This window comes from Thioalkalivibrio sp. ALE28, assembly GCF_000377425.1.
Lineage (GTDB): Bacteria > Pseudomonadota > Gammaproteobacteria > Ectothiorhodospirales > Ectothiorhodospiraceae > Thioalkalivibrio.
The window spans coordinates 156,344-181,856 of record NZ_KB898098.1; the positions used below are offsets into that span (position 1 = coordinate 156,344).

A 25,513-nucleotide genomic window follows, 5' to 3' on the forward strand; every position below is an offset into this window, starting at 1 on the left:
CAAAGGAGAGGCCAATGAGCGAAGAACAGAAGGATCAGGAGCGCGAATCGCGCCTGAGCGATGCCTATCACCGCATGCTGAACGAGGTCACCGAGGACCTCGAGAAGCTGGAAGACAAGACCAGCAAGGCCATCACCGAGGCCCTGGAGAACGCCCGCGACCGTGTGCAGAAGGCCAGCGACCTGACCCGCGAAGAGGCCCACGAGGTGATGGACTACCTGCGCCGCGACCTGCAGGACCTCGGCGCCTACCTGGACAGTCGCAGCTCTGACTGGCGCGGCTGGCTGCAGATCGATCTGGGCCTGATCGAGGCCGGCATCAAGAACGCCCTGGAGCGGATCGCCGACCGCACCCGGATCGAGATCACCGAACTGACCGCGCGCGCCCAGGTGATGGGCGAGTGGCACACCGGCGAGATCACCGGCCCGGGCGAGCTGCTGTGCAAGAAGTGCGGCCATCCGCTGCACATGACCCGGGTCGGCCGCATCCCCCCGTGCTCTAACTGCCACAACACCACCTTCCGCCGCGGCCCCGGAGGCACCGAGGCGGAATAACCCCTCCGGGGACAGGTTCAGTCGGGCCCGCGGGCGCCGCGCCGGCGCCCGACGGCGGCACCGGCAACCACCAGCACCAGCGCGGCAAGCACGGCCGGCCCCGCCCCGGTGGCGGTCGCCGGCGTCACGCCCTGGCGCGGCTGCAGGGTGCCGGTGACTACCTCGCGGGTAAACGAGCCCGAACGTTCCAGGATGCGGCCATCGGCATCGATCAGGGCCGAGATCCCGGTATTGGTCGCGCGGATCATCGGGCGCCCGGTCTCCACCGCCCGCACCCGGGCGATCTGCAGATGCTGGGCCGGCGCCAGGCTGTCGCCGAACCAGGCGTCGTTGGAGACATTGACCAGGAATCCCGCCTCCGGCAGCGCGGCCCGGATGTGGCGCGAATACGCAGACTCGTAACAGATGCTGACCCCGGCCGTCTGGCCGGCCACCCGCATGCGCCCGTCACCGGTCCCCGGTGACAGGTCGGACATCGGGATCGCCAGCAGCCGGTCCAGCCAGTCGAGCTGGCCGCGCAGCGGGATATATTCGCCGAACGGGACCAGCTGGCGCTTGTTGTACCCCGCGCCGGTGGTCACGTTGATCACCGAGTTGTAGACGTGACGGCCGGCCGAAGCATGGTCGAACACCCCGACCAGCAGCTCGGCATCGTGCTCCGCCAGCGACTGCGCGAGCTGCCCCAGCGGGCGCTGCACTTCCACATAGAACGCCGGGATCGCGGTCTCCGGCCAGACCACCAGATCCACGTCCCCTGCCTCGCGGGTCAGTTCCTGGTAGATCCCCAGCGAATACTCGATGCCGTCGGCATCCCACTTGCGTGCCTGATCGATATTGCCCTGCACCATGGCCACCGAGAGCGCCTCGCCGCCCGGCTCTACCCAGCGTGCGAGCCCCGGCACGAGCGAAGCCAGCACCAGCACCCCGACCAGCCCCGCGCCCGCCCCGCGCTGCCCGGCCCGGAACACGCTGACCACGGCCACCGCCAGCAGTGCCACGACCAGCCCCGCCCCCAGCTCGCCGGCCAGCGGCAGCCAGGGCTGCAGCGGTGTGTCCAGCACGGTGTGCCCGAACAGGAGCCAGGGAAAGCCGGAGAACAGCCAGGAGCGCGCCAGCTCCATCAGCACCAGGCCACCGGCCAGCGCCAGCATCCCGGCCGGACGCCCCAGCGGCAGGAAGCGCGCCGCCAGCGCGGCCAGCAGCGCCGGATAGACCGCCATGGCCAGCACAAACAGCACGGTAATCAGCGAGGCCACGACCAGCGGGGCCTGGCCGAACACCAGCAGGCTGTTGAAGATCCAGGTCACCCCGACGCCGAAAAACCCGAGACCAAAGGCATAGCCGATCCCGGCGGCCCGGCCCGGGGTCACCCCGGGCAGCAGGGCAAACCAGGCGGCCAGGGCCAGTGGGGCCGCCAGGAACCAGCCCACCGGGGCAAAGGCCAGGGTCGCCCCCGCCCCGGCCAGCAGGGCCACCAGCCCCGCGGCCCAGGGCGGCAAGTCCGCGACACGGATCGGCATGACCGTCAGGGGGCGCGGTGGTCGCCCGGCTCCGGGGCCGGGCCATCGAATGGCTGCGCCCCCTCGCCGGTGGTCACGCGGCCATCCGGCTCCGGCAGGCGCATCTCCAGCAGATGCAGACGCCGGTTGTCGGCCCGCAATACGCGAAACTGCATGCCATCCACCACGATCTGTTCGCCACGCCGCGGCACATGCCCGAAGTGCGACAGCACCAGGCCTCCGATGGTGTCGAAGTCGGCCTCGCTGTAGGCGGTCTGGAAGTAGGCGTTGAACTCCTCCATCGGCGTCAGCGCCTTGATGGTGTAGCGCCCGCCGGGGTGCTGCATGATCTGGGTCAGGTAGTCCTCGACATCGTGCTCGTCCTCGATCTCGCCGACGATCTGCTCCAGCACGTCCTCGATGGTCACCAGTCCGGCCACGCCACCGTACTCGTCCACCACGATCGCCATGTGGTTGCGGCTCAGGCGGAACTCCTTCAGCAGCACGTTCAGACGCTTGCTCTCCGGCACGAACACCGCCGGGCGCAGGATCTCCTGCATGTCGAAGGCAGCATCGTCGGGCTCGCCGAAGAAGCGCAGCAGGTCCTTGGCCAGCAGGACGCCAACGACCTCGTCACGGTGATCCCCGACTACCGGCAGCCGCGAGTGCGCGGAGGCCACCACGTCGGGGAGAAACTCGGAGAGCCCCGCATCCCGGCGGACCACTTCCATCTGCGCGCGCGGGATCATGATGTCGCGCACCTGCATGTCGGCGACGTTGAGCACGCCCTCCAACATGGTCAGGGCCTCGGGGTCGACCAGTTCGCGGGCGTGGGCGCCCCGCAGGGTCTCGATCAGCTCGCGGCGGGTGGCCGGCTCGCGGCGCGGACGCAGGGTCTCGGCGACGCGGGCCAGCCAGCGCCGCCAGATCGGTTGCTCGTCGGGTTCGGGTTCAGGCATCGGGGGCGTTTCCGGCTGGGTGCGGCGTCAGGGCACGGACCGGATGCTCGGCGTAGGGGTCGGGATAGCCTAACCCGGCCAGGATGGAGCGCTCAACGGCCTCCATCCGCGCGGCCTCGTCCGGCGTCTGGTGATCCATCCCCTGCAGGTGCAGCATCCCGTGCACCACCATGTGGTGGTAGTGGGCGGCCAGGGGCTTGCCCTGCTCCACCGCCTCGCGCGCCAGCACCGGCGCGCACAGGATGACGTCGCCGAGATAGGCGTTCGCCTCGGGCGGCAGACCGGGTGGCAGCTCCGGTGCGGGGAAGGACAGTACATTGGTCGCGTAGTCTCGGCCGCGGAAGGCATGGTTCAGGGTGCGCCCCTCGTCGACATCCACCAGGCGCAGCGTCACCGCGGCCTCGCCGGCGCCCTGCCAGGCCGCGCGGGCCGCGCGGTGCAGGGTGGTGGCAGCCGGCAGGCCGGCGCGCGGCACGGCGTACTGCACCGCAACCTCAAGCCCCATCGGCGTCCTGCCCGTCCACAGCGGCGCCGGCACCGGACTCGGGCGCCGCATCCGGTTTGCCGGAGGCGCTGTCGTGGGCGTCGTAGGCCTCCACAATGCGCTGCACCAGCGGATGGCGCACCACGTCACCCGCCTGGAAGCGGGTGATATGTACGCCCTCCACGTCGTTCAGGATCTGCATCGCGTGCTTGAGCCCGGAGCGCTGGCCGCGCGGCAGGTCGACCTGGGTGATGTCGCCGTTGACGACCGCCGTGGAACCAAAGCCGATGCGGGTCAGGAACATCTTCATCTGCTCAACCGTGGTGTTCTGCGCCTCGTCGAGGATGATGAAGGCCTCATTCAGGGTGCGCCCGCGCATGTAGGCCAGCGGGGCCACCTCGATCACCTGACGCTCCATCAGGCGCGCGGTCTGGTCGAAGCCCATCAGTTCGTACAGCGCGTCGTACATCGGGCGCAGGTAGGGGTCGATCTTCTGCGCCAGGTCGCCGGGCAGGAAACCCAGACGCTCGCCGGCCTCCACCGCCGGGCGCACCAGCACCAGGCGCTGCACGCGGTCCTGTTCCAGCGCCGCGACGGCGGCGGCGACCGCGAGGAAGGTCTTGCCGGTACCGGCCGGCCCGATGCCGAAACTGAGGTCGTGCTGCGCGATCGCCGCCAGGTACTTCGCCTGACGCGGGCCGCGCCCGCGGATCACCGCGCGCTTGAGACGCAGCGACGGATCGCCCGCATTGCCATCGGGCTCGGCCAGGCCTTCGACATGCGCCGTCTGCAGCGCCGTATGCACCTGCTCCAGGCTGACCGGCTCCTCCTGCGCCATGCGATGGAGGTCGTGGATCAGCGCCCCGGCCGCCTGCACCGCGGTCTTCGGACCGGTCAGATTGAAGCGCGGGCCGCGGTTGTGCACGGCCACGCCCAGGCGCGACTCGATCAGGCGCAGATGGGCATCCAGCGGCCCGGAGATCCGCGCGAGCGTCTCCTGGTCACCGGGTTCCAGGGTGAAATCCAGACGATTGGCCATTCCGGTCAGGCGCCGACGGCCGCAGGCATGGCCCGCTCCACGGCTCGGCCGCGCAGGGAATGCGCCAGGGCCTCGGTGACCTCGACCGGGATCATCTGCCCGATCAGGCCGGGGTCGCCCGCAAAGTTCACGATGCGGTTGTTCGCCGTGCGTCCGGCCAGTTCGCCGGGATTGCGCTTGGCCGGGCCCTCGACCAGGACCGGCTCGATATTGCCGACCATGGCCTGGTTGCGTTCGCGCCCGTGCTGCTCGATCAGGGCCTGCAGCTCGGCCAGGCGGGCCTTCTTGGTGGCCATCGGCACGTCGTCCGGCAGCGAGGCCGCCGGTGTGCCCGGGCGGGCGCTGTAGATGAAGCTGAAGGAGAAGTCGAAGTGCAGCTCCTCGATCAGCTTCATGGTCGCCGCGTGGTCGGCATCCGTCTCGCCGGGGAAGCCGACGATAAAGTCGGAGGACAGGTCCAGGTCCGGGCGCGCCTCGCGCAGGCGGCGGATCTTGGACTTGTATTCCAGGATCGTGTGGCCGCGTTTCATCTGCGCCAGGATGCGGTCGGAGCCGCTCTGTACCGGCAGGTGCAGGTGACTGACCAGCTTGGGCTCGTCGGCAAAGGCCTGGATCAGCGAATCGGAGAACTCCACCGGGTGCGAAGTGGTAAAGCGGATGCGTTCGATCCCGTCCACCGCAGCGACGTAGTGGATCAGCAGCGCGAGGTCGGCGGTATCACCATCCTCCATCGGCCCCTGATAGGCGTTCACGTTCTGCCCCAGCAGGTTGATCTCCCGAACCCCCTGCGCGGCCAGCGCGACCACCTCGGCGATCACGTCGTCGAACGGCCGGCTGATCTCGTCGCCCCGGGTATAGGGCACCACGCAGAAGCTGCAGTACTTGGAACAGCCCTCCATCACCGAGACGAACGCGGTCGGGCCATCGGCCTTCGGCTCCGGCAAGCGGTCGAACTTCTCGATCTCGGGGAAGGAGATATCCACCACCGGCGCGCGCTCGCGGCGCACCGACTGGATCATCGCCGGCAGGCGGTGCAGGGTCTGCGGGCCGAACACCAGGTCCACGTACGGAGCGCGTTCGCGCAGGGCATCACCCTCCTGGCTGGCGACACAGCCCCCCACGCCGATGATCACCTCCGGCCGGCGCTCCTTGATCTGGCGCCAGCGCCCCAGCAGCGAGAAGACCTTCTCCTGCGCCTTCTCGCGGATGGAGCAGGTGTTCATCAACAGGACATCGGCCTGCTCCGGATCGTCGGTACGTTCGGCCCCGTGCAGCTCGCGCAGTGCGTCGAGCATACGATCGGAGTCGTACTCGTTCATCTGGCAGCCGTGCGTCTGGATATAGACCTTGCGGATCATGCTCTCGGTACTTCGCTGGTTGGGCCGGTCAGGGATCGCCGTGCGTTCTAGAAGGGGACGTCGTCGTCATCAAAGCCACCGGAGACCGGGGCGCTGCTGCGGTTGCCACCCTGCTGGCCGCCACCGCCATAGGCATTGCCGCCGCCATAACCCGGGTCCTGATCGAACCCGCCACCGCCGCCGCCCCCGCGACCGCCGATCAGCTGCATGTCGTTGGCGACCACCTCGGTGCTGTAGCGGTCGTTGCCGGACTGGTCCTGCCACTTGCGCGTCTGGATCTTGCCTTCGATATAGACCTGCGAGCCCTTGGACAGATACTGCGCGGCGATATCCGCCAGGCGCCCGAACATCACCACCCGGTGCCATTCGGTGTTCTCGCGCTTCTCGCCGGAATTCTTGTCGGTCCACTGTTCCGACGTTGCCAGACGCAGGTTGGTGACGGTAACCCCGTTGGGGGTCTCGCGCTTTTCCGGGTCGGCCCCGAGGTTGCCGAGCAGGATGACTTTGTTGACGCCGCGGGCCATGGGGCCTCCTTCAGTCGGGCATGGAGAGACAGACCCGATAGTGTAGCAGCCCGCCCCCGCCGCGACAGTGCACCGGTCCACGACGCGGAGCGGGCACGTCCTGCCGGCGCTACCGGGAGGGCGGGCGCGCCAGCCAGGCCGCCAGCTCGGGGGTATCCGGACCGCCGGGCTCCACCTTCAGGTAGAGGGACCCGGCGTCCGGCGACAGCTCGGCCTCGTGCACCCCCGGCCAGTGCGCGATCAGGCGCAGCAGCTCGGCCTCGCGACCGGACCAGTGGGCGGGCAGCGCCAGCACGCGGTTGGAGCGGTAGCGCGGCTGCATCCCGCGCGCCCCCCACCACCACAGCAGCAGCAAAGGCACCCCGGCGAGGAACACGCCGACCGGCCCGGCGACCGTCAGCAAGGCGCCGCCCAGCACCCCGCCGGCGAAGATCCCGAGGAACTGCGCGGTGGCAAAGCCGCCCATCGCGGTGCCCTTGTGGGCCACCGGCGCGACGCGTGCCACCAGGGACGGCAATCCGGCCTCCAGCAGATTGAACGCGGCGAAGAACAGGATCATCAAGGCGCCCAGCGTCCACAGGCCGCCACCGTCCAGCACCAGCAGGGCCAGCAGGACCTGCACCCCGGCCAGCAGGAGGATCGCCGCGCGCAGCACGCCGTGCACGCGCCGCCGGCGCTCGCCGAAAATGATCCCCGGCAGCATCAGCACGAACCCCGCCAGCAGGACCGGCACATAGAACTTCCAGTGACTCGCCCCGGGCAGCGCCAGGGTCTCCACCAGCAGGACCGGAATCACCAGGAAGTTCGCGGCCAGCACCAGGTGCAGCACGAAGATGCCGAGATTCAGGCGCAGCAGGTCGGGGGCGCGCAGGACCCGCGGCAACGCGGACCACACCGGCACCATGTCCGGATGCCTGCGCACCCGATCCGGGCTCGGCACCCACAGAAACAGGATCACGATCGCGACCAGCCCGAGCAGCGCAGAGAGGCCGAAGACCCCCTCCAGCCCCGCCGCACGGTGCACCAACGGGCCCAGGGCCATCGCGGCGGTAAAGGTCAGACCGATGGTCAGCCCGATGGCAGCCAGCGCCCGCATCCGGCGTTCCTCGCCGACCAGGTCCGCCGTCAGGGCCAGGATCACCGCGGCCACCGCGCCGGCCCCCTGCAGGGCACGCCCGAGGATGATGCCGTGGATGGTTTCGGCCAGCGCGGCCACCAGGCTGCCGGCAACGAACAGCAGCAGGCCGGCCAGGATCAGCGGCTTGCGCCCCACGCGGTCGGACAGCAGCCCGAACGGGATCTGCAGAATCGCCTGGGTGAGGCCGTAGATCCCCAGCGCCAGCCCCATCAGCAGCGGGGTCGCGCCGGGGATACGGTCGGCATGCAGCATGAAGACCGGCAGGACCATGAACAGGCCCGCCATGCGCACGCCATAGATCGCCGCGAGCCCGGTGGTGGCGCGCAACTCGCGCGGGCTCATGGCGTCCGGAACCGGCGCATGGACGGAGGGGTGTTCATGGCAGCGGAGTTTACCGGCAACCCCGGCGCGGAAACCATGGCGCCGCACGCCCGGGTGTTAACATGGTCGGTTTGCGGTACCCCGGATCGCCGGGCACACCGCGCGACGCAACCCGGTGGAGTCGACCCAGCCCCATGGACAGCATCAGCATTCGCGGCGCCCGTACCCATAACCTGAAAAACGTGGACCTCGATCTGCCGCGCGAGCGGCTGATCGTGATCACCGGCGTCTCCGGCTCGGGCAAGTCGTCGCTGGCCTTCGACACCCTGTTTGCCGAGGGCCAGCGCCGCTACGTGGAGAGCCTGTCCACCTATGCCCGGCAGTTCCTGTCGATGATGGAGAAACCCGACGTCGACCAGATCGAGGGCCTGTCGCCGGCGATCTCCATCGAACAGAAGAGCACCTCGCACAACCCGCGCTCCACCGTCGGCACCATTACCGAGATCTACGACTACCTGCGCCTGCTGTTCGCCCGCGCCGGCGAACCGCGCTGCCCGGAACATGGCGAGACCCTGGCCGCACAGACCATCTCGCAGATGGTGGACCAGGTGCTGGAGCTGCCGGAGGGCGACAAGGTCATGCTGCTCGCGCCCGTGGTGCGCGGACGCAAGGGCGAGCATCACAAGATGCTGGAGGCGATGCGTTCCCAGGGGTACCTGCGCGCGCGCATCAATGGCGGGATTCACGACCTCGATGCCCTGCCGGCGCTGGACCCGAAGCGCAAGCACAACATCGAGATCGTGATCGACCGCTTCCGCGTGCGCGAGGACCTGCGCCAGCGTCTGGCCGAGTCCTTCGAGACGGCCACCGAGCTCGCCGACGGCCTGGCCCTGATCGCCTGGATGGACGAGCCGGAACGCGAACCGATGATCTTCTCCGCCCGCTTCGCCTGCCCGGTCTGCGGGTATGCGCTGCGCGAGCTGGAGCCGCGCCTGTTCTCGTTCAACAACCCGGCCGGGGCCTGCCCCACCTGCGACGGCCTGGGCGTACACCAGTTCTTCGATCCCGAGCGCGTGGTCTCGCAGCCGGAGCTGAGCCTGGCCGGCGGGGCCGTGCGCGGCTGGGACCGACGCAACGCCTGGTACTTCAGCCTGCTGACCAGCCTGGCCCGGCACTACGGCTTCGACGTAGAGACCCCGTGGCAGGAGCTCCCCGCGGAGGTGCGCGCGGTGGTCCTGCACGGCTCCGGCAAGGAGAAGGTCAAGCTCGCCACGCCCGCCGCCAACGGCCGCCTGCGCACCGACGAACGCGTGTTCGAGGGCGTGATCCCGAACCTCGAACGGCGCTACCGCGAGACCGACTCCTCTGCCGTGCGCGAGGAGCTGGGCCGCTACCTGGCGGAGCAGCCCTGCCCCGACTGCCACGGCACGCGCCTGAATTCCGCCGCGCGCCATGTGTTCGTCAATGACTTGACCTTGCCGGAGGTCACGCACATGAGCGTGGCCAATGCCCAGACCTTCTTCAGCGACCTGCGCCTGCCCGGGCGTTTCGCCCAGATCGCGGAGAAGATCGTGCGCGAGATCTCCGCGCGCCTCGGCTTCCTCAACGATGTCGGGCTCGACTACCTGACGCTGGACCGCTCCGCCGACACCCTGTCCGGCGGGGAAGCCCAGCGCATCCGGCTGGCGTCGCAGATCGGCTCGGCCCTGGTCGGCGTCATGTACATCCTCGACGAACCCTCCATCGGCCTGCACCAGCGCGACAATGCGCGGCTGCTGAACACCCTCAGCCACCTGCGCGACCTCGGCAACACCGTGATTGTCGTCGAGCATGACGAAGACGCCATCCGACAGGCCGATCACGTAGTGGACATCGGACCGGGCGCCGGCCGCCACGGGGGCCAAATCGTCGCCTCCGGGACCCCCGAGGCCGTCGCCGCGCATCCTGAATCACTCACCGGTGCCTACCTGCGGGGCACACGATCTATCGCGGTCCCGGAACAGCGCCACGCTGCCGATCCGGAAGCCGAAATCCGGGTGATCGGCGCGCGCGGCAACAATCTCAAGGGCGGCGATTTCGCCTTCCCTACGGGCCTGTTCACCTGCGTCACCGGCGTGTCCGGATCCGGCAAGTCGACCCTGGTCAACAACACCCTTTATCCGGCCGTCGCGACCGCCCTGCATGGGGGCCGCCACCACATCGAGGCCCACGAGCGCATCGACGGCCTGGAACGCATCGACAAGGTCGTCGACATCGACCAGAGCCCGATCGGGCGCACACCGCGCTCGAACCCGGCGACCTACACCGGACTGTTCACACCCATCCGCGAGCTGTTCGCCGCAACCGCCGAGGCCCGCTCGCGCGGCTACAAGCCGGGGCGCTTCTCTTTCAACGTCCGTGGCGGGCGCTGCGAGGCCTGCCAGGGGGATGGCGTGATCAAGGTCGAGATGCACTTCCTCCCGGATGTCTTCGTGCCCTGTGACGTCTGCAAGGGCCACCGCTACAACCGCGAGACGCTGGAGGTGCGCTACAAGGGCAAGAACATCCACGAGGTCCTCGAGATGACTGTGGAAGAGGCCCTCGACTTCTTCCAGCCCGTGCCGGTCATCCACCGCAAGCTGGAGATGCTGATGGAGGTCGGGCTGTCCTACATCCAGCTCGGCCAGAACGCGACCACCCTCTCCGGCGGCGAGGCCCAGCGCATCAAGCTGGCGCGCGAGCTCTCCAAGCGCGACACCGGACGCACCCTCTATATCCTCGACGAACCCACCACCGGGCTCCATTTCGAAGACATCGCCCAGCTCCTGCGCGTGCTCCACCGCCTGCGCGACCACGGCAACACCATCGTCGTGATCGAGCACAACCTCGACGTGATCAAGACCGCTGACTGGCTGATCGACATCGGGCCCGAAGGCGGCAGCGGCGGCGGCGAACTGCTGGTCGCCGGCACCCCGGAGACCGTCGCCGCCACCCCCAACAGCCACACCGGCCAGTTCCTCGCGCCGCTCCTGGCCCCGGCCGCCCGCCCTCGGGCCGTCTCCAACTGAAGCCGCGCATCCCGCGACCGGCTCGCAAACACCCCGCCCCGGACGCAAGAAAGCCGGCACGAGGCCGGCTTTCTTGGGACCGCCACCCCCGAGAGGGTGCGGTTCATTCCACTGCGAAATCTCAGGCGGCTTCGCCGTCCCCGGAATCGCCCTCGGGGCGATCCACCAGCTCCACGTAGGCCATCGGGGCGTTGTCACCCGGACGATTGCCGCACTTGAGGATACGCAGATAGCCACCCGGACGCTGCTGATAGCGCGGACCCAGCTCACTGAACAGCTTGCCCACGATCTCCTTGTCGCGCAGACGCGCAAAGGCCGTGCGACGGCCGTGCACGCTGTCTTCCTTGGCCATGGTGATCAGCGGCTCGGCGACCCGGCGCAGTTCCTTCGCCTTGGGCAGCGTGGTCTTGATCAGTTCGTGCCGGAACAGGGCCACGGACAGCGCCTGAAACGTGGCCTTGCGGTGCGAGCTGTTACGGCCCAGCTGACGGCCGGAATGACGATGACGCATGAGAGGCTTCCTCTAGAAAAACGATGGGCGCGGGGCGCCGTGATTACTCGTTGTCGTCGCGCAGACCCGGCGGCGGCCAGTTCTCGAGACGCATGCCCAGCGACAGCCCGTGGGTCGCCAGCGTGTCCTTGATCTCGGTGAGCGACTTCTTGCCGAGGTTCGGCGCGCGCAGCAGCTCGACCTCGGTGCGCTGAACCAGGTCGCCGATGTAGTACAGGTTCTCCGCCTTCAGGCAGTTCGCCGAACGCACCGTCAGCTCCAGCTCGTCCACCGGACGCAGCAGGACCGGGTCGATCGCACCACCGGCGGTCCCGACCACCTCGCCGGCCTCTTCCTGGAGGTCGACGAACGGGGCCAGCTGGCCCTGCAGGATCGTCGCTGCCTGACGCACCGCGTCATCCGGCGCGATCGCACCGTTGGTCTCCAGTTCCAGCACCAGGCGGTCCATGTCGGTACGCTGCGCCAGACGCGCGCTCTCCACACGGTAGGACACGCGCCGGATCGGGCTGAAGCTGGCATCCAGCAGCAGTCGGCCGATGCCCGTATCGTCGCCCGCCTCGGACTGGCGTCGGGCGCTCACGGGCTCATAGCCACGGCCGGCCCGCGCGGTCAGCGTCACGTCCAGGTCGACGTTCTTGGTGATGGTCGCGATCACGTGTTCAGGATTCACGACCTCCACGTCATGGTCCACCTGGATGTCACCCGCCGTCACCACGCACGGACCCTTCTTCTTCAGGGTCAGGGTGGATTCGTCACGGCTGTGCATGCGCAGCGCCACGCCCTTGAGGTTCAGCAGGATGTCAACGACGTCCTCCTGCACCCCTTCGATCGTGGTGTATTCGTGCAGCACGCCCTCGATCCGGGCCTCGACGATCGCGGCACCGGGGATGGACGACAGCAGCACACGCCGCAGGGCATTGCCCAGGGTATGCCCGAAACCGCGTTCCAGCGGCTCGAGCGCGACCTTGGCCTGATTCCGGTTCTCGGCCTCGACCTCGATCTGCTGTTTCTTGACCAGTTCGTTCGACTGCATTGTGACTCCTGGCGCCAGGCCGAAAAACGATTACTTCGAGTACAGCTCGACGACGAGCGACTCGTTGATGTCCGCGGGCAGATCCGAACGGTCCGGGATCGCCTTGAAGGTCCCTTCGAACTTGCTGGTGTCGACTTCGACCCAGCTCGGGAAACCGGTCTGCTCGGCCAGGGTCATCGCATCCTGGATGCGGACCTGCTTGCGGGCCTTCTCGCGGACCGTGACCACATCCGACGGCTGAACCTGATAGGCGGCGATGTTCACCACCTGGCCATTCACCATGATCGCGCGATGCGCCACCAGCTGCCGCGCTTCCGAGCGGGTGGCGCCGAAGCCCATGCGGTACACGACGTTGTCCAGACGACCTTCCAGCAGCTTCAGCAGGTTCTCGCCGGTCGAGCCCTTGCGCTGGGCGGCCTTCTTGTAATAGTTGCGGAACTGCTTCTCCAGCACGCCGTAGATCCGGCGCAGCTTCTGCTTCTCGCGCAGCTGCACGGCATAGTCGGACAGGCGGGTACGGCGTTCACCGTGCTGACCCGGCGGCTTGTCCAGCTTGCACTTGGTTTCCAGCGCGCGGGCGCCGCTCTTCAGGCCCAGATCCACGCCTTCGCGGCGGCTGAGCTTGCACTTCGGTCCAATGTAACGAGCCATTCTCGAACTCCAGCCTTAAACGCGGCGTTTCTTGGGCGGCCGGCAGCCGTTGTGAGGGATCGGGGTCACATCACTGATATTCGTGATCTTGAACCCGGCATTGTTCAGCGCACGTACCGCCGATTCGCGACCCGGACCCGGGCCCCGCACCATCACGTCGAGATTCTTCACGCCGTGCTCGGCCGCAGTCGTCCCGGCTCGCTCGGCCGCAATCTGCGCCGCGAACGGCGTGGATTTGCGGGAACCACGGAAACCAGAGCCACCCGAGGTGGCCCAGCTGATCGTGTTGCCCTGCCGGTCCGTGATCGTGATGATCGTGTTGTTGAACGTGGCATATACGTGAGCCACGCCCTCGGCGATATTCTTGCGGACCTTCTTCTTGGTCCGAGTCTGCGCTTGTGCCATGTACCTGAGATCCCAGTCTGATTACTTGCGAATCGGGCGACGCGGGCCCTTGCGGGTGCGTGCATTCGTCTGCGTCTGCTGACCCCGCAACGGGAGGCCGCGGCGGTGACGCACGCCCCGGTAGCAGCCCAGGTCCATGAGCCGCTTGATGTTCATGCTGACTTCCCGGCGCAGATCCCCTTCCACGGGGATCTTGTCGATCTGCGCGCGCAGGGCATCGACTTCGGCATCGGTCAGATCCCGCACCTTGATGTCCCGACGCACACCCGCGGCATCGCAGATCAGGCCGGCCCGGGTGGGGCCAATGCCATAGATCGCGGTCAGCGCGATTACCGTGTGCTTCTGGTCAGGAATATTGATTCCAGCGACGCGAGCCATCCAACCTCTCCATCTAAATCCGGCAAAGCCGGCTATAGTAGCAATGAATATCCGTTACGCCAAGCGTTAGCCCTGGCGTTGCTTGTGGCGGGCATCCGAACAGATCACCCGCACCACACCGTTACGCCGAATCACCTTGCAGTTTCGGCAGATCGGCTTTACAGATGCACGTACCTTCATGGTTTTTCTCCTGGTCTAGCGGATCCCGGTCCCGCCGAAACCCTTCAGATTCGCTTTCTTCATCAACCCTTCGTACTGGTGGGACACCAGGTGCGACTGCAGCTGCGCCATGAAATCCATCACCACGATCACGATGATCAGAAGCGACGTCCCACCGAAGTAGAACGGCACGTTCCAGTACAGGATCAGGAACTCGGGCAGCAGGCAGACCGCAGTGATATAGACCGCGCCCACCGCCGTCAGCCGTGTCATGACCCCGTCAATAAACCGTTCCGTCTGCACCCCGGGACGAATCCCCGGAATGAAGGCGCCCTGCTTCTTCAGGTTCTCCGCGGTATCCCGGGAGTTGAACACCAGCGCGGTGTAGAAGAAGCAGAAGAAAATAATTGCGGCCGCATAGAACATCACATACAGCGGCTGCCCCGGAGCGAGCGTCGTCGAGATCTCGCGCAGCCAGTCCATCCCTTCCGCCTGCCCGAACCACTGCCCCAGCGTCGACGGAAACAGGATGATACTGGACGCGAAGATCGGCGGAATCACCCCGGCCATGTTCAGCTTCAGCGGCAGGTGCGAGGACTGCCCGCCAACCATCTTCCGCCCCACCTGACGCTTCGCATAGTTGATCGTGACGCGTCGCTGACCGCGTTCGACGAACACGACGAACGCCGTCACCGCCAGCGCCAGCACGATCAGGATCACCACGAACGCCGCCGCCAGTTCGCCGGTCCGCGCCAGCTCGAGGGTGCCACCAATGGCGCCCGGCAGCCCCGCGACAATGCCGGCGAAGATGATGATCGAGATCCCGTTGCCGATGCCGCGCTCGGTAATCTGCTCGCCCAGCCACATCAGGAACAGGGTACCGGTCACCAGCGAGACGACCACCGTAAAGATAAAGATCGGCCCCGGGTTCAGCGCCATCGGCATGCCCTGAATGGTCTGTCCATTCAGAGCAATCCCGATCCCGATACTCTGAAACAGCGCCAGCGCCACGGTCCCGTAGCGCGTGTACTGCGTGATCTTGCGCCGCCCCTGCTCGCCTTCCTTCTTCAGCTGCTGCAAGGCCGGCACCGTGGCCGCCAGCAGCTGCATGATGATCGCGGCGGAGATATACGGCATCACCCCGAGGGCAAAGATCGACAGCCTTTCCAGCGCCCCGCCCGAGAACATGTTGAACATGTCCAGAATGGTGCCGCTTTGTTGCTCGAAGAACTGCGACACCGCGACCGGGTTGATGCCCGGCACCGGGATGAACGTACCGATCCGGTACACCACCAGGGCGCCCAGCACGAACAGCAAGCGTTGGCGTAACTCGGTAAAACCGGTGAGTCCGCCACCGGAACGTGCTGTCGCTCCACGCGCCATTATTTAGGCCTCGACGCTCCCGCCGGCCGCTTCGATCGCGGCCCGCGCACCCTTGGTCACACCCACGCCCTTCACGGCGCAGGCACGGGAGACTTCACCGGAGGCGAAGATCTTCGCGCTCTGGGCGTCGCTGCGCACGACACCGGCGGCCTTGAGGCTTTCCAGGGTCACGTCGCCGTCCACCTTGGCCAGCTCGCTCAGGCGCACTTCGGCCGCGTACTGCTGCTTGCGGGAGCGGAAGCCCACCTTCGGCAGGCGCCGCTGCAACGGCATCTGGCCGCCTTCGAAGCCGACCTTGGTGAAGCCGCCGGAGCGGGACTTCTGGCCCTTGTGGCCACGGCCGCCAGTCTTGCCCAGACCGGAACCAATGCCACGACCGACGCGCTTGCCCGGCTTGCGGGCGCCGTCGGGGCTTGCAATCTCATTCAGTCGCATCGTTAGACTTCCTCTACCTTCAGCAGGTACGACACCTTCTTGACCATGCCCAGATTTTCCGGGGTGGCCTCGACCGTCGAGGTGCTGTGGGTCTTGCGCAGCCCCAAGCCGCGGACGCACGCCTTGTGCGATGCGATGCGGCCGGCGGTGCTGCGTACCAGGGTCAGTTTCAGCTTGCTCATGGCTTAGCTCGTCACTTCGTCAACGGTCTTGCCGCGCTTGGCCGCCACACGCTCCGGCGAGCTCACCGTGGTGAGCCCGTCGATCGTGGCCTGCACGACGTTAATCGGATTGCGCGATCCCACGCACTTGGCAAGCACGTTACGCACCCCGGCCACTTCCAGCACGGCACGCATGGCCCCGCCGGCGATGATCCCGGTACCTTCCGAGGCGGGCTGCATGTAGACGTTCGCGGCACCGTGGCGGCCATTGACCGCGTAGTGCAGGGTCCCTTCGTGCAGGGCCACGTTGCGCATCTCCATCCGCGCCTGCTGCATTGCCTTCTGGATCGCGGCCGGAACCTCGCGCGCCTTGGCATAGCCATAGCCCACGCGACCTTCTCCGTCGCCCACCACCGTCAGTGCGGCAAACCGGAACTGGCGACCGCCCTTGACCACCTTGGCCACGCGGTTCACGCCAATCAGCTTTTCCTGCAGGCCGTCTTGCGCTTCGCTTACATCGTTACGTGCCATATCTCTCTCCGCTCGATCCCGTTTGACTAGAACTGCAGGCCGTTTTCACGTGCGGCGTCGGCCAGAGCCTTCACCCGTCCGTGATAACGGAAACCCGCGCGGTCAAACGCGACCTGTTCAATACCGGCCTTGCGCGCGCGCTCGGCAATCGCCTGCCCCACACGGGCCGCCGCCTCGGCGTTCCCGGTCGAACCGCCGGCATTCTTCAGATCCTTCTCCACCGTTGACGCCGCGGCGAGTACCGCGTCGCCGGACGGGGCAATGATCTGCGCGTACATGTGGCGGGGCGTCCGGTGGATACAGAGACGATGCACCCCCAGCTCACGGATCTTGAACCGTGCGCGACGCGCCCTCTTAAGTCTGGCCTCTTTCTTGTCCACTGGTGCCTACCTACTTCTTCTTGGCTTCTTTGCGCACAATGCGCTCGTCTTTGTACTTCACGCCCTTGCCCTTGTAGGGCTCCGGCGGGCGGAAGGCGCGAATATTCGCGGCCACCTGGCCCACCTTCTGGCGATCGGTCCCCTTGACCACGACCTCGGTCGGGGTCGGCGTTTCCACCGTCACACCCTCGGGGATCTCGAAGTCGATCGGATGCGAATACCCGAGGGTCAGGTTCAGCTTCGCGCCCTGCATCTGCGCGCGGTAGCCGACACCCACCAGCTCCAGGGCCCGTTCGAACCCCTGGCTGACACCGTGGACATGATTCCCGAGCAGCGCACGGATGGTACCGGCGAGCGCGACGTTTTTCGCATTCTCGGCGGCCTTCACACGCACCACGCCGTCCTCGACGGTAACCGTCACCGCCTCGGGGCAGGTGAGCTGAAGCTCGCCCTTCGGGCCCTTGATCTTGATCTCGCTGTCCGTCTGCTCCACGGACACACCGCTCGGCAGCTGGATCGGCAGATTTGCAATGCGCGACATGGCTGATTCCTCAGTAGATCTTGCAGAGGACCTCGCCACCCTGGCCAGCGGCCCGGGCTGCGCGGTCACTCATGACACCCTGCGGCGTGGAGATCACCGCGACACCAAGGCCCGCGTTGATCCGCGGCAGTTCGTCCTTGCCGCGATAGATCCGCAGACCCGGGCGGGAAATCCGTTCGACGGTCTCGATGACCGGCCGTCCCTCGAAATACTTCAGCTTCACCACAAGCTTCTTCTGTGCGGCTTCGCCCTCGGCCTGCATGTCGCCCACGAAACCCTCTTCCGCGAAGACCTTCAGGATGCGCTCCTTGGCCTTGCTGTAGGGAATGGCGACCTGCTCCTTGTTCGCGCGCTGCGCATTGCGCACGCGGGTGAGCATGTCGGAAATCGGATCGGTCATCATCGCTTCAAATCTCCTTACCAGCTCGCCTTGCGCAGGCCCGGAATCTCGCCCTTCATGGCGTATTCCCGCAGCTTGTTGCGCCCCAGGCCAAACCGGCGGTAATAGCCCTTCGGCCGGCCGGTCACGCCACAGCGGTTCTTCTGACGCACGCGCGACGAATCACGCGGCAGTTTCTGCAGCGCATGCATGGCCGCCAGACGTTCCTCGGAGGACTTGGTGTCGTCCACCAGGATTGCCTTGAGTTCGGCCCGCTTGGCCGCGTACTTCTTTACCAGTCGTTCGCGCTTTTTCTCGCGCTCGACCATCGATACCTTCGCCATGTGCGCCTACCTCGTTTACTGCCGGAACGGGAATCGGAAGGCCTCCAGAAGGGCCTTGGCTTCCGCGTCCGTCTTTGCGCTGGTTGTGATGGTGATGTCCATGCCGCGCAGCTTGTCGACACGGTCGTAGTCAATCTCCGGAAAGATGATCTGTTCCTTGATGCCCAGGCTGTAGTTGCCGCGGCCGTCGAACGCCTTCGCGGAAAAACCGCGGAAGTCGCGTACCCGGGGCAGCGCCACATTGATCAGGCGATCCAGGAATTCGTACATCTGCCGGCGCCGCAGGGTCACCTTGCAGCCGATGGGATAATCATCACGGATCTTGAAGCCCGCAATCGACTTGCGTGCCTTGGTGACCACCGGCTTCTGCCCGGCGATCGCAGTCATATCACCGACCGCGTGTTCGATCACCTTCTTGTCCGCGACCGCATCGCCGAGACCCATATTGAGGGTCACTTTGGTGATGCGCGGAATCTCCATCACGTTGGCATAGCCGAACTGCTCGCGCAGGGCCTGCTTCACGTTGGATTCGTATTCTTCTCTCAAGCGTTCCATAAACCGTCCGTCCCGCGTTATGCGTCCACGACCTCGCCGTTCGAGCGAAAGACCCGCACCTTGCGGCCGTCTTCCAGGGTCTTGAACGACACGCGATCACCCTTGTCGGTTGCCGGGTTGAAGAGCATCACGTTCGAGACATCGATCGGCATTTCCTTCTCGATGATCCCGCCACCGACACCCTGCTGCGGGTTCGGCTTCTGATGCTTCTTCACCATGTTGATGTTCTGGACCAGGACCTTGCCGTCCAGGACCTTGATGATGGTCCCGCGGCGACCCTTGTCCTTGCCCGCGATCACGACGACATCGTCGCCCTTGCGAATCTTGTTCATCACGTCCTCACAGCACTTCCGGGGCGAGGGAGATAATCTTCATGTACTTCTCCCCTCGCAGTTCACGCGTCACCGGCCCGAAGATACGGGTGCCGATCGGCTGGTGCTGGTTGTTCAGCAGGACCGCGGCGTTGCGGTCGAAGCGGATGATCGAACCATCCGGGCGCCGCACGCCGGAGGCGGTACGCACCACGACGGCGTCGTACACATCGCCCTTCTTGACCTTGCCACGCGGGATCGCGTCCTTGACGCTCACCTTGATGACATCGCCCACACGGGCGTACCGGCGGTGCGAGCCGCCCAGCACCTTGATGCACTGGATGCGTCGGGCGCCGCTGTTATCGGCGGCCTCGAGCACGGTCTGCATTTGAATCATGACTTATCTCCTGGCAGCCGATTCAGAGCGCGTCCTGCCCGACCACTTCGATCAGGGCAAAGCGCTTCTGCTTGGAAACCGGCCGGCATTCACGGATACGAACCCGATCGCCCATGCGGGAAACGTTCTCCTCGTCGTGGACGTGCAGTTTCGTGCTGCGGCGTATGAACTTGCCGTACAGCGGATGACGCACGCGACGCTCGACCAGGACCGTCCGGGTCTTGTCCATCTTGTCGCTGATCACCCGCCCCACGACGGAACGCTGAGTCTTGGAACCTTCTTCGGTCATCTTCTTAGCCTGCCCTTCTGCGTTCATTCATCAGCGTCTTGATCTGCGCGATCTCGCGCCGCACCTTGCCGACGCGATCCGGGCGCGCGAGCTGTCCGATCGCCTTCTGCATACGGAGGCCGAACTGCTCCTTGTAGAGCGCTTCCAGCTCCTGGTTCAGATCGTCATCCGACTTTTTTCTGAGTTCTTCTGCTTTCATTACATCACCTGCCGACGGGTGAAGACCGTCTTGACCGGGAGCTTGGCGGCGGCCAGGCGCATGGCCTCGCGGGCCACGTCCTCGTGAACGCCTTCCATCTCGTAGAGCACGCGGCCGGGCTGGATCTTGCAAACCCAGTACTCCACGCCACCCTTGCCCTTGCCCATACGCACTTCAAGCGGCTTCTTGGTCACCGGCACGTCCGGGAACACCCGGATCCAGATCTTCCCGCCACGCTTGATGTGACGCACCATCGCACGACGCGCGGCCTCGATCTGGCGCGCGGTAATGCGACCGCGTTCAACGGCCTGCAGGCCGTACTCGCCGAAGCTGACCTTGGCACCGGTCGAGGCCATGCCCCGGTTCCGGCCCTTGAACTGCTTGCGGAATTTGGTTCTTTTTGGCTGCAACATGGTCTATGTCCTAGCTCGCGTTGGCCGCAGCGCGCGTCCCTTCGACCGGCTCGAGACCGAAGACTTCGCCCTTGAAGATCCACACCTTCACACCGATGATCCCGTAGGTCGTACGGGCCTCGGCGAAGCCGTAGTCGATATCGGCACGCAGGGTGTGCAGCGGCACACGCCCTTCCCGGTACCACTCGGAACGCGCGATCTCGGCGCCGTTCAGACGGCCGGAGACGTGCACCTTGATCCCCTGGGCACCCAGGCGCATGGCATTGCCGACGGCGCGCTTCATCGCACGGCGGAACATGATGCGGCGCTCGAGCTGCTGGGCAATCCCTTCCGCCACCAGCTGGGCCTCGATCTCGGGCTTGCGCACTTCCTCGATATTGATCTTGACGTTGCCCTGGTCCAGGCCCGTCTCCGCCGCGACTTCACGACGCAGCTTCTCGATGTCCTCGCCCTTCTTGCCGATCACGATCCCCGGACGCGCCGTATGGATCGTGATGTGCGCGGCCTTGGCCGGACGCTCGATAGTAATGCGGCTCACCGACGCGTGCGCGAGTTTCTTCTGCAGGAATTCGCGCAGCTTGATGTCGTTGTTCAGCGTCTCGCCAAATTCACGACCGTCGGCGTACCAGGTCGCCGACCACGGGCGAGAAATGCCCAGCCGGATGCCGGTTGGATGTACTTTCTGACCCATGGTTAGTTCGCTCCCTTCTCGCTAACGCCAATCACGATGTGACTGGTGCGCTTCATGATGCGGTTGCCGCGGCCCTTGGCACGCGCCTGCATGCGCTTGAGCACGGGGCCCTCGTCGACCTGGATGCGCGAGATGCGCAGCTCGTCGATGTCGGCGCCGTCGTTGTTCTCCGCATTGGCGATCGCGGATTCCAGCACCTTTTTCACGATGGCGGCCGGCTTCTTCGGGCTGAAGGTCAGCTCGTTCAGGGCCTCTTCCACGCGCATACCACGAACCTGGTCGGCGACCAGCCGCGTTTTCTGCGGCGAGATGCGCGCGTAGCGCAGTTTTGCAATCGTCTCCATCGTTCGTCCTCAGCGCGACTTCTTGTTGGCGATGTGACCCTTGAAGGTCCGCGTCAACGCAAACTCGCCCAGCTTGTGGCCGACCATGTTTTCGTTGACCAGCACCGGAACATGCTGACGCCCGTTGTGAACCGCGAGGGTGAGACCCACCATCTGCGGGATAATCATCGAGCGACGCGACCAGGTCTTGATCGGCCGGCGATCGTTCTTCTCGCGCGCCTCTTCCACCTTCTTGCGCAGGTGGTGGTCGACGAACGGGCCTTTTTTCAGTGAACGCGGCATGCTGGCACTCCGTTACTTCTTGCGCCGACGCACGATCATGCCGTCGGTACGTTTGTTGTTGCGGGTCTTGTAACCCTTGGTCGGACGGCCCCACGGGGTCACCGGGTGACGCCCGAAGTTGCGCCCTTCACCACCACCATGCGGATGGTCGACCGGGTTCATCGCGGTGCCGCGCACGGTCGGGCGCACGCCCGTCCAGCGCTTGGCACCGGCCTTCCCGAACTTCTTCAGGCTGTGCTCCGTATGCCCGACCTCGCCCACCGTGGCGCGGCATTCGGACGGGATGCGCCGCATCTCGCCGGAGCGCAGCCGGATGGTGGCGTGGGCGCCTTCGCGGGCCACGACCTGGGCCGAGGCACCGGCGGAACGGGCGATCTGGGCGCCCTTGCCCGGCTTCATCTCGATGCAGTGAATCACCGTACCGACCGGGATCGCGCGCAACGGCATGGCGTTACCGACACGAATCGGCGCCTGCGAGCCGCTGTGCACCGCGTCACCCTGCTTCAGGCCGCGAGGCGCGATAATGTACCGGCGTTCGCCGTCCGCGTACAGCACCAGTGCGAGATGAGCGCTACGGTTCGGGTCATATTCGAGCCGTTCAACCTTGCCCGGCACGTTGTCCTTGTTCCGCTTGAAGTCGACGATGCGATAGCGCTGCTTGTGCCCACCGCCCACATGACGGGTGGTGATGCGCCCGGAATTGTTTCGGCCGCCCGTGCGCGTCTGCTTCTCCACCAGCGCCGCATGCGGGGCGCCCTTGTGCAGACCGTCACCGCGGATCTGAACCGCGTGACGGCGTCCGGCCGACGTCGGATTGGTCTTGATAATCGCCATGACTAGACCTGTTCTCCTTCACCCATGTCGATGCTCTCGCCCTCGGCGAGCGCGACATAGGCCTTCTTCCAGTGGTTACGACGACCGAACTGGCGACCGAAGCGCTTGTTCTTGCCCTGCTGGTTCAGCGTGCGGACCTGCTGGACACGAACCTCGAACAGCTTCTCGATCGCGGCCTTGATCTCGGCCTTGTCGGCATCCGGCAGCACGCGAAACACGTACTGCCCGACTTCCCCGGCGTTGGTCGATTTCTCGGACACCACCGGACCCTGAATAATCTGCATCAGACGCGAATTCATGCCAGCCACTCCTCGAGCTTGCGGATGGCGCCTTCCGTGATCACGACCGTCTCGGCCCCGACCAGGTTGGCAGGATTGACGCCGTTGACGTCGATCACGTCCACGTGCGGCACGTTGCCGAGGGCGCGGGCGGTCATCGCGTCCTCTTCGGCCAGGACCACCAGACCCTTCTCCAGGCCCAGTTCCTTCAGCTTCGCGACGCCGTCGCGGGTCTTGCCGGATTCAACGGCAAAGCCCGCAACCACCTTCAGGCGATCCTGGCGCAGCAGCTCGGAGAGGATCGACGCCATCGCGGCGCGATACATCTTCTTGTTGAGCTTCTGCGAGAAATCCTGGGTGCGCGCCGCGAATACCTTGCCGCCCCCGGTCCACAGCGGGCTGCGGATGGTGCCGGCACGCGCACGGCCGGTGCCCTTCTGACGGAACGGCTTGATGCCGCCGCCGCTCACCTGGGCGCGCGTCTTCTGCGCACGGGTGCCGCTGCGGGCTCCGGCGAGCTGCGCGACCACGCTCTGATGCACCAGGGATTCGTTGAATTCCCGCTCGAAGCAGACGGCGGACAGCTCGACGCTGGCCCCGGTATCGGCAGTCGTTACTTGCATTGTCTTAACCCTTCGCCTTCACGGCCGGACGAATCATCACGTCGGAACTCGGCGCGCCCGGCACGGCACCCTGAACCAGGACCAGACTGCGATCGGCGTCGACACGCACCACCTTGAGGTTCTGGATGGTCTTGCGCTCCGCGCCCATGTGGCCGGCCATCTTCTTGCCCTTGAACACGCGGCCGGGGCTCTGGTTCTGCCCAATGGAACCCGGGGCACGGTGCGCCAGCGAGTTGCCATGGGTCGCGTCCTGGGTGCGGAAGTTGTGACGCTTTACCGCACCCTGGAAGCCCTTGCCCTTGCTCTGCGCGGTCACGTCGACGATCTGACCTTCCTCGAACCGGTCAACGGTGATCGCATCACCGGCGGCCAGGCCTTCCAGATCGGCCTCGTCCACGCGGAATTCCCACAGACCACGACCCGGTTCCACCGACGCCGCAGCAAAGTGACCGGCCTCCGGCTTGCTTACCCGAGACGGCTTGCGCGAGCCCGCCGTCACCTGGACCGCGTTGTAGCCGTCGCCTTCAGTGCGCTTGATCTGGACCACGCGATTGTTGTCCACCTGCAGCACCGTGACCGGCACGGAGACGCCGTCGTCCGTAAAGACGCGCGACATGCCGAGCTTGCGACCGATGAGTCCAAGAGCCATTACAAAACCCCTTCCGTATCAGACGGCGCTATCAAGCGCCCTAAAGCCGTGGCCCGGCGAAAATTCCGCCGGGCCACGGAAAGCCCAATAGTATGGCAGAAAATTTAACGTTAGTTAAGCCTGATCTGAACATTGACGCCCGCGGCCAGATCCAGCTTCATCAGGGCATCCACGGTCTTGTCGGTCGGATCGAGGATATCCATCAGGCGCTTGTGCGTACGCAGCTCGTACTGGTCACGCGCGTCCTTGTTGACGTGCGGGGAGACCAGGACCGTGTACGCCTCGCGCTTGGTCGGCAGCGGAATCGGTCCCTTGACCCGGGCGCCGGTCCGCTTCGCGGTCTCGACAATCTCGGCCGCGGAGCGGTCGATCAGTCGATGATCAAAGGCCTTCAGACGAATTCGAATGCGCTGGTTAGCCATCTCGTTCACTCAATAATCTTGGAGACGACGCCGGCGCCGACGGTGCGGCCACCTTCGCGGATCGCAAAGCGCAGCCCGTCTTCCATCGCGATCGGGTTGATCAGGGACACCGTCATCTTGACGTTGTCGCCCGGCATCACCATCTCGGTGCCTTCCGGCAGTTCCACCGAACCCGTCACGTCGGTCGTACGGAAGTAGAACTGCGGGCGGTACCCATTGAAGAACGGCGTATGACGACCGCCCTCGTCCTTGCCCAGGATGTACACCTCGGCCTCGAAATGCGTGTGCGGGGTGATCGAACCCGGCTTGCACAGCACCTGACCACGCTGCACGTCGTCACGCTTGGTGCCACGCAGCAGGATACCGACGTTGTCGCCCGCCTCGCCCTGGTCCAGCAGCTTGCGGAACATCTCGACACCGGTGACGGTGGTCTTCTGGGTGTCGCGAATACCGACGATCTCGATTTCTTCGCCGACCTTCACCACGCCGCGCTCGACGCGACCGGTCACCACGGTGCCACGACCGGAGATCGAGAAGACATCTTCCACCGGCATCAGGAACGCGCCGTCCACGGCACGCTCGGGCTCCGGAATCCAGCTGTCCATCGCCTCCACCAGCTTGTAGATCGCCGGGGCGCCCACTTCGCTCTCGTCACCTTCCAGCGCCTTCAGCGCGGAACCGGTGATCACCGGGGTGTCGTCACCCGGGAAGTCGTAGGAGGACAGCAGGTCGCGAACTTCCATCTCGACCAGCTCCAGCAGCTCCGGATCGTCGACCATGTCGGCCTTGTTCAGGAACACCACGATGTACGGCACACCCACCTGACGCGCCAGCAGAATATGCTCGCGCGTCTGCGGCATCGGGCCATCGGCCGCCGACACCACCAGGATCGCGCCGTCCATCTGCGCCGCACCCGTGATCATGTTCTTCACATAGTCCGCGTGCCCGGGGCAGTCGACGTGCGCATAGTGGCGAATGTCGCTTTCGTATTCGACGTGCGCGGTCGCAATCG

General features: G+C 66.0%; 38 protein-coding genes. 2 read left to right on the forward strand and 36 right to left on the reverse strand.

From position 1 onward, the window contains the following. Positions 1-14: 14 nt before the first annotated feature. Positions 15-554, forward strand: a complete 540-nt coding sequence (locus D105_RS0107845; protein ID WP_018865696.1) for a zinc ribbon-containing protein — start codon at positions 15-17, stop codon at positions 552-554. Between the two features lie 17 nt (positions 555-571). Here the strand turns inward: D105_RS0107845 and lnt are convergent, their stop codons facing one another. The 7 genes from lnt to D105_RS0107880 form a co-directional block, all read right to left on the reverse strand. After that, positions 572-2,074 carry an apolipoprotein N-acyltransferase gene (gene lnt / locus D105_RS0107850; RefSeq protein ID WP_018878089.1) on the reverse strand — a complete coding sequence of 501 codons (1,503 nt, stop codon included), beginning with the start codon at positions 2,072-2,074 and terminating at the stop codon, positions 572-574. Between the two features lie 5 nt (positions 2,075-2,079). Continuing rightward, entirely contained in the window at positions 2,080-3,012 is a 933-nt protein-coding gene (locus tag D105_RS0107855) for an HlyC/CorC family transporter (protein WP_018865694.1), read from the reverse strand. Beyond that, positions 3,005-3,517, reverse strand: a complete 513-nt coding sequence (ybeY, locus tag D105_RS0107860) for an rRNA maturation RNase YbeY (protein WP_018878090.1) — start codon at positions 3,515-3,517, stop codon at positions 3,005-3,007. The genes D105_RS0107855 and ybeY overlap by 8 nt, the downstream gene beginning before the upstream one ends. Then, the gene (locus D105_RS0107865) at positions 3,507-4,535 is read right to left on the reverse strand and encodes a PhoH family protein (protein WP_018865692.1); all 1,029 of its coding nucleotides are present in this window, start codon (positions 4,533-4,535) and stop codon (positions 3,507-3,509) included. The genes ybeY and D105_RS0107865 overlap by 11 nt, the downstream gene beginning before the upstream one ends. A gap of 5 nt (positions 4,536-4,540) precedes the next feature. Then, the gene (miaB, locus tag D105_RS0107870; RefSeq protein ID WP_018878091.1) at positions 4,541-5,893 is read right to left on the reverse strand and encodes a tRNA (N6-isopentenyl adenosine(37)-C2)-methylthiotransferase MiaB; all 1,353 of its coding nucleotides are present in this window, start codon (positions 5,891-5,893) and stop codon (positions 4,541-4,543) included. A 47-nt stretch (positions 5,894-5,940) separates the two neighbouring features. After that, a complete protein-coding gene (gene ssb, locus D105_RS0107875; protein ID WP_018865690.1) occupies positions 5,941-6,417 on the reverse strand; it encodes a single-stranded DNA-binding protein in 477 nt (158 codons plus the stop codon). A gap of 109 nt (positions 6,418-6,526) precedes the next feature. Next, complete coding sequence (locus tag D105_RS0107880) at positions 6,527-7,897, reverse strand: MFS transporter (RefSeq protein WP_018878092.1); 1,371 nt, start codon at positions 7,895-7,897, stop codon at positions 6,527-6,529. A gap of 173 nt (positions 7,898-8,070) precedes the next feature. On the opposite strand from D105_RS0107880, the gene uvrA reads away from it, so the two are divergent. Then, entirely contained in the window at positions 8,071-10,923 is a 2,853-nt protein-coding gene (gene uvrA, locus D105_RS0107885) for an excinuclease ABC subunit UvrA (RefSeq protein ID WP_018878093.1), read from the forward strand. A 121-nt stretch (positions 10,924-11,044) separates the two neighbouring features. On the opposite strand, the gene rplQ is transcribed toward uvrA, so the two are convergent. The 29 genes from rplQ to tuf all read right to left on the reverse strand — a co-directional run. Continuing rightward, a complete protein-coding gene (gene rplQ / locus D105_RS0107890; RefSeq protein WP_018865687.1) occupies positions 11,045-11,434 on the reverse strand; it encodes a 50S ribosomal protein L17 in 390 nt (129 codons plus the stop codon). Positions 11,435-11,477: 43 nt separating this feature from the next. Further along, positions 11,478-12,467: a DNA-directed RNA polymerase subunit alpha gene (gene rpoA, locus D105_RS0107895; protein WP_018865686.1), complete on the reverse strand. Its 990-nt coding sequence runs from the start codon at positions 12,465-12,467 to the stop codon at positions 11,478-11,480. Between the two features lie 30 nt (positions 12,468-12,497). Then, positions 12,498-13,118, reverse strand: coding sequence for a 30S ribosomal protein S4 (gene rpsD / locus D105_RS0107900; protein WP_018865685.1), 621 nt, complete (start codon positions 13,116-13,118; stop codon positions 12,498-12,500). 15 nt (positions 13,119-13,133) lie between these two features. Further along, positions 13,134-13,523, reverse strand: a complete 390-nt coding sequence (gene rpsK, locus D105_RS0107905; RefSeq protein WP_017941093.1) for a 30S ribosomal protein S11 — start codon at positions 13,521-13,523, stop codon at positions 13,134-13,136. 21 nt (positions 13,524-13,544) lie between these two features. Continuing rightward, on the reverse strand, positions 13,545-13,901 hold the full coding sequence (rpsM, locus tag D105_RS0107910; protein ID WP_017941092.1) for a 30S ribosomal protein S13: 357 nt from the start codon (positions 13,899-13,901) through the stop codon (positions 13,545-13,547). A gap of 66 nt (positions 13,902-13,967) precedes the next feature. Next, positions 13,968-14,081 carry a 50S ribosomal protein L36 gene (gene rpmJ, locus D105_RS14700; RefSeq protein ID WP_018881305.1) on the reverse strand — a complete coding sequence of 38 codons (114 nt, stop codon included), beginning with the start codon at positions 14,079-14,081 and terminating at the stop codon, positions 13,968-13,970. 15 nt (positions 14,082-14,096) lie between these two features. Continuing rightward, complete coding sequence (secY, locus tag D105_RS0107915) at positions 14,097-15,443, reverse strand: preprotein translocase subunit SecY (protein ID WP_018146441.1); 1,347 nt, start codon at positions 15,441-15,443, stop codon at positions 14,097-14,099. A 3-nt stretch (positions 15,444-15,446) separates the two neighbouring features. Then, positions 15,447-15,878: a 50S ribosomal protein L15 gene (gene rplO / locus D105_RS0107920; RefSeq protein WP_018865683.1), complete on the reverse strand. Its 432-nt coding sequence runs from the start codon at positions 15,876-15,878 to the stop codon at positions 15,447-15,449. 2 nt (positions 15,879-15,880) lie between these two features. Continuing rightward, positions 15,881-16,060, reverse strand: coding sequence for a 50S ribosomal protein L30 (rpmD, locus tag D105_RS0107925; RefSeq protein ID WP_017941089.1), 180 nt, complete (start codon positions 16,058-16,060; stop codon positions 15,881-15,883). 3 nt (positions 16,061-16,063) lie between these two features. After that, positions 16,064-16,570, reverse strand: coding sequence for a 30S ribosomal protein S5 (gene rpsE / locus D105_RS0107930; RefSeq protein ID WP_018865682.1), 507 nt, complete (start codon positions 16,568-16,570; stop codon positions 16,064-16,066). 26 nt (positions 16,571-16,596) lie between these two features. Further along, a complete protein-coding gene (gene rplR, locus D105_RS0107935; protein ID WP_017941087.1) occupies positions 16,597-16,950 on the reverse strand; it encodes a 50S ribosomal protein L18 in 354 nt (117 codons plus the stop codon). A 10-nt stretch (positions 16,951-16,960) separates the two neighbouring features. Then, entirely contained in the window at positions 16,961-17,491 is a 531-nt protein-coding gene (gene rplF / locus D105_RS0107940; RefSeq protein WP_018865681.1) for a 50S ribosomal protein L6, read from the reverse strand. A gap of 10 nt (positions 17,492-17,501) precedes the next feature. Then, complete coding sequence (rpsH, locus tag D105_RS0107945) at positions 17,502-17,894, reverse strand: 30S ribosomal protein S8 (protein WP_018878094.1); 393 nt, start codon at positions 17,892-17,894, stop codon at positions 17,502-17,504. 14 nt (positions 17,895-17,908) lie between these two features. Beyond that, positions 17,909-18,214, reverse strand: a complete 306-nt coding sequence (gene rpsN, locus D105_RS0107950) for a 30S ribosomal protein S14 (protein ID WP_018865680.1) — start codon at positions 18,212-18,214, stop codon at positions 17,909-17,911. 15 nt (positions 18,215-18,229) lie between these two features. Continuing rightward, on the reverse strand, positions 18,230-18,769 hold the full coding sequence (gene rplE / locus D105_RS0107955) for a 50S ribosomal protein L5 (protein WP_018865679.1): 540 nt from the start codon (positions 18,767-18,769) through the stop codon (positions 18,230-18,232). A gap of 17 nt (positions 18,770-18,786) precedes the next feature. Further along, positions 18,787-19,101: a 50S ribosomal protein L24 gene (gene rplX, locus D105_RS0107960; protein WP_018865678.1), complete on the reverse strand. Its 315-nt coding sequence runs from the start codon at positions 19,099-19,101 to the stop codon at positions 18,787-18,789. A 7-nt stretch (positions 19,102-19,108) separates the two neighbouring features. Further along, positions 19,109-19,477 (reverse strand): 50S ribosomal protein L14, encoded by a 369-nt coding sequence (gene rplN, locus D105_RS0107965; protein WP_017941081.1) that lies wholly within the window; start codon positions 19,475-19,477, stop codon positions 19,109-19,111. Positions 19,478-19,499: 22 nt separating this feature from the next. After that, the gene (gene rpsQ, locus D105_RS0107970) at positions 19,500-19,766 is read right to left on the reverse strand and encodes a 30S ribosomal protein S17 (RefSeq protein WP_018865677.1); all 267 of its coding nucleotides are present in this window, start codon (positions 19,764-19,766) and stop codon (positions 19,500-19,502) included. 4 nt (positions 19,767-19,770) lie between these two features. Further along, positions 19,771-19,965 carry a 50S ribosomal protein L29 gene (gene rpmC / locus D105_RS0107975; RefSeq protein WP_018865676.1) on the reverse strand — a complete coding sequence of 65 codons (195 nt, stop codon included), beginning with the start codon at positions 19,963-19,965 and terminating at the stop codon, positions 19,771-19,773. Further along, complete coding sequence (gene rplP / locus D105_RS0107980) at positions 19,965-20,378, reverse strand: 50S ribosomal protein L16 (RefSeq protein ID WP_017941078.1); 414 nt, start codon at positions 20,376-20,378, stop codon at positions 19,965-19,967. The genes rpmC and rplP overlap by 1 nt, the downstream gene beginning before the upstream one ends. 10 nt (positions 20,379-20,388) lie before the next feature. Beyond that, positions 20,389-21,069, reverse strand: coding sequence for a 30S ribosomal protein S3 (gene rpsC / locus D105_RS0107985; protein WP_018865675.1), 681 nt, complete (start codon positions 21,067-21,069; stop codon positions 20,389-20,391). Between the two features lie 2 nt (positions 21,070-21,071). Further along, positions 21,072-21,413 carry a 50S ribosomal protein L22 gene (gene rplV, locus D105_RS0107990; RefSeq protein ID WP_018865674.1) on the reverse strand — a complete coding sequence of 114 codons (342 nt, stop codon included), beginning with the start codon at positions 21,411-21,413 and terminating at the stop codon, positions 21,072-21,074. A gap of 9 nt (positions 21,414-21,422) precedes the next feature. Continuing rightward, complete coding sequence (gene rpsS, locus D105_RS0107995; RefSeq protein WP_018139876.1) at positions 21,423-21,695, reverse strand: 30S ribosomal protein S19; 273 nt, start codon at positions 21,693-21,695, stop codon at positions 21,423-21,425. A 12-nt stretch (positions 21,696-21,707) separates the two neighbouring features. Further along, entirely contained in the window at positions 21,708-22,529 is an 822-nt protein-coding gene (gene rplB / locus D105_RS0108000) for a 50S ribosomal protein L2 (protein ID WP_018878095.1), read from the reverse strand. Positions 22,530-22,531: 2 nt separating this feature from the next. Further along, on the reverse strand, positions 22,532-22,828 hold the full coding sequence (gene rplW / locus D105_RS0108005; protein WP_017941073.1) for a 50S ribosomal protein L23: 297 nt from the start codon (positions 22,826-22,828) through the stop codon (positions 22,532-22,534). Then, positions 22,825-23,430: a 50S ribosomal protein L4 gene (rplD, locus tag D105_RS0108010; protein WP_018865672.1), complete on the reverse strand. Its 606-nt coding sequence runs from the start codon at positions 23,428-23,430 to the stop codon at positions 22,825-22,827. The genes rplW and rplD overlap by 4 nt, the downstream gene beginning before the upstream one ends. 4 nt (positions 23,431-23,434) lie before the next feature. Next, positions 23,435-24,079, reverse strand: coding sequence for a 50S ribosomal protein L3 (gene rplC, locus D105_RS0108015; protein ID WP_018878096.1), 645 nt, complete (start codon positions 24,077-24,079; stop codon positions 23,435-23,437). Positions 24,080-24,189: 110 nt separating this feature from the next. Beyond that, positions 24,190-24,501 carry a 30S ribosomal protein S10 gene (rpsJ, locus tag D105_RS0108020; protein WP_018865670.1) on the reverse strand — a complete coding sequence of 104 codons (312 nt, stop codon included), beginning with the start codon at positions 24,499-24,501 and terminating at the stop codon, positions 24,190-24,192. Positions 24,502-24,506: 5 nt separating this feature from the next. Further along, positions 24,507-25,513, reverse strand: a 1,007-nt coding sequence (gene tuf, locus D105_RS0108025) for an elongation factor Tu (protein WP_018878097.1), incomplete at its 5' end; no start/stop codon positions are given.

What these genes read in the sequence shown, in the direction of transcription:
- rpsH (WP_018878094.1), bottom strand. Translation starts at nt 17,894, where the DNA reads ATGATGACCGATCCGATTTCCGACATGCTCACCCGCGTGCGCAATGCG.
- rplW (WP_017941073.1), bottom strand. Translation starts at nt 22,828, where the DNA reads ATGAATTCGCGTCTGATGCAGATTATTCAGGGTCCGGTGGTGTCCGAG.
- rplN (WP_017941081.1), bottom strand. Translation starts at nt 19,477, where the DNA reads ATGATTCAAATGCAGACCGTGCTCGAGGCCGCCGATAACAGCGGCGCC.
- D105_RS0107845 (WP_018865696.1), top strand. Translation starts at nt 15, where the DNA reads ATGAGCGAAGAACAGAAGGATCAGGAGCGCGAATCGCGCCTGAGCGAT.
- rpsD (WP_018865685.1), bottom strand. Translation starts at nt 13,118, where the DNA reads ATGGCTCGTTACATTGGACCGAAGTGCAAGCTCAGCCGCCGCGAAGGC.
- rpsE (WP_018865682.1), bottom strand. Translation starts at nt 16,570, where the DNA reads ATGGCACGTAACGATGTAAGCGAAGCGCAAGACGGCCTGCAGGAAAAG.
- rplO (WP_018865683.1), bottom strand. Translation starts at nt 15,878, where the DNA reads ATGCGACTGAATGAGATTGCAAGCCCCGACGGCGCCCGCAAGCCGGGC.
- rpsM (WP_017941092.1), bottom strand. Translation starts at nt 13,901, where the DNA reads ATGGCTCGCGTCGCTGGAATCAATATTCCTGACCAGAAGCACACGGTA.
- uvrA (WP_018878093.1), top strand. Translation starts at nt 8,071, where the DNA reads ATGGACAGCATCAGCATTCGCGGCGCCCGTACCCATAACCTGAAAAAC.
- D105_RS0107880 (WP_018878092.1), bottom strand. Translation starts at nt 7,897, where the DNA reads ATGAGCCCGCGCGAGTTGCGCGCCACCACCGGGCTCGCGGCGATCTAT.
- rplX (WP_018865678.1), bottom strand. Translation starts at nt 19,101, where the DNA reads ATGAACAAGATTCGCAAGGGCGACGATGTCGTCGTGATCGCGGGCAAG.
- rpsQ (WP_018865677.1), bottom strand. Translation starts at nt 19,766, where the DNA reads ATGACCGAAGAAGGTTCCAAGACTCAGCGTTCCGTCGTGGGGCGGGTG.
- rpmJ (WP_018881305.1), bottom strand. Translation starts at nt 14,081, where the DNA reads ATGAAGGTACGTGCATCTGTAAAGCCGATCTGCCGAAACTGCAAGGTG.
- rpmD (WP_017941089.1), bottom strand. Translation starts at nt 16,060, where the DNA reads ATGAGCAAGCTGAAACTGACCCTGGTACGCAGCACCGCCGGCCGCATC.
- rpmC (WP_018865676.1), bottom strand. Translation starts at nt 19,965, where the DNA reads ATGAAAGCAGAAGAACTCAGAAAAAAGTCGGATGACGATCTGAACCAG.
- rplB (WP_018878095.1), bottom strand. Translation starts at nt 22,529, where the DNA reads ATGGCGATTATCAAGACCAATCCGACGTCGGCCGGACGCCGTCACGCG.
- rpsC (WP_018865675.1), bottom strand. Translation starts at nt 21,069, where the DNA reads ATGGGTCAGAAAGTACATCCAACCGGCATCCGGCTGGGCATTTCTCGC.
- ybeY (WP_018878090.1), bottom strand. Translation starts at nt 3,517, where the DNA reads ATGGGGCTTGAGGTTGCGGTGCAGTACGCCGTGCCGCGCGCCGGCCTG.
- D105_RS0107865 (WP_018865692.1), bottom strand. Translation starts at nt 4,535, where the DNA reads ATGGCCAATCGTCTGGATTTCACCCTGGAACCCGGTGACCAGGAGACG.
- rpsN (WP_018865680.1), bottom strand. Translation starts at nt 18,214, where the DNA reads ATGGCGAAGGTATCGATGGTCGAGCGCGAGAAAAAGCGCGAACGACTG.
- secY (WP_018146441.1), bottom strand. Translation starts at nt 15,443, where the DNA reads ATGGCGCGTGGAGCGACAGCACGTTCCGGTGGCGGACTCACCGGTTTT.
- rplC (WP_018878096.1), bottom strand. Translation starts at nt 24,079, where the DNA reads ATGGCTCTTGGACTCATCGGTCGCAAGCTCGGCATGTCGCGCGTCTTT.
- rpoA (WP_018865686.1), bottom strand. Translation starts at nt 12,467, where the DNA reads ATGCAGTCGAACGAACTGGTCAAGAAACAGCAGATCGAGGTCGAGGCC.
- rplE (WP_018865679.1), bottom strand. Translation starts at nt 18,769, where the DNA reads ATGGAACGCTTGAGAGAAGAATACGAATCCAACGTGAAGCAGGCCCTG.
- rpsJ (WP_018865670.1), bottom strand. Translation starts at nt 24,501, where the DNA reads ATGGCTAACCAGCGCATTCGAATTCGTCTGAAGGCCTTTGATCATCGA.
- miaB (WP_018878091.1), bottom strand. Translation starts at nt 5,893, where the DNA reads ATGATCCGCAAGGTCTATATCCAGACGCACGGCTGCCAGATGAACGAG.
- ssb (WP_018865690.1), bottom strand. Translation starts at nt 6,417, where the DNA reads ATGGCCCGCGGCGTCAACAAAGTCATCCTGCTCGGCAACCTCGGGGCC.
- rplF (WP_018865681.1), bottom strand. Translation starts at nt 17,491, where the DNA reads ATGTCGCGCATTGCAAATCTGCCGATCCAGCTGCCGAGCGGTGTGTCC.
- rplV (WP_018865674.1), bottom strand. Translation starts at nt 21,413, where the DNA reads ATGGAGACGATTGCAAAACTGCGCTACGCGCGCATCTCGCCGCAGAAA.
- rpsS (WP_018139876.1), bottom strand. Translation starts at nt 21,695, where the DNA reads ATGCCGCGTTCACTGAAAAAAGGCCCGTTCGTCGACCACCACCTGCGC.
- lnt (WP_018878089.1), bottom strand. Translation starts at nt 2,074, where the DNA reads ATGCCGATCCGTGTCGCGGACTTGCCGCCCTGGGCCGCGGGGCTGGTG.
- D105_RS0107855 (WP_018865694.1), bottom strand. Translation starts at nt 3,012, where the DNA reads ATGCCTGAACCCGAACCCGACGAGCAACCGATCTGGCGGCGCTGGCTG.
- rpsK (WP_017941093.1), bottom strand. Translation starts at nt 13,523, where the DNA reads ATGGCACAAGCGCAGACTCGGACCAAGAAGAAGGTCCGCAAGAATATC.
- rplQ (WP_018865687.1), bottom strand. Translation starts at nt 11,434, where the DNA reads ATGCGTCATCGTCATTCCGGCCGTCAGCTGGGCCGTAACAGCTCGCAC.
- rplD (WP_018865672.1), bottom strand. Translation starts at nt 23,430, where the DNA reads ATGCAAGTAACGACTGCCGATACCGGGGCCAGCGTCGAGCTGTCCGCC.
- rplP (WP_017941078.1), bottom strand. Translation starts at nt 20,378, where the DNA reads ATGTTGCAGCCAAAAAGAACCAAATTCCGCAAGCAGTTCAAGGGCCGG.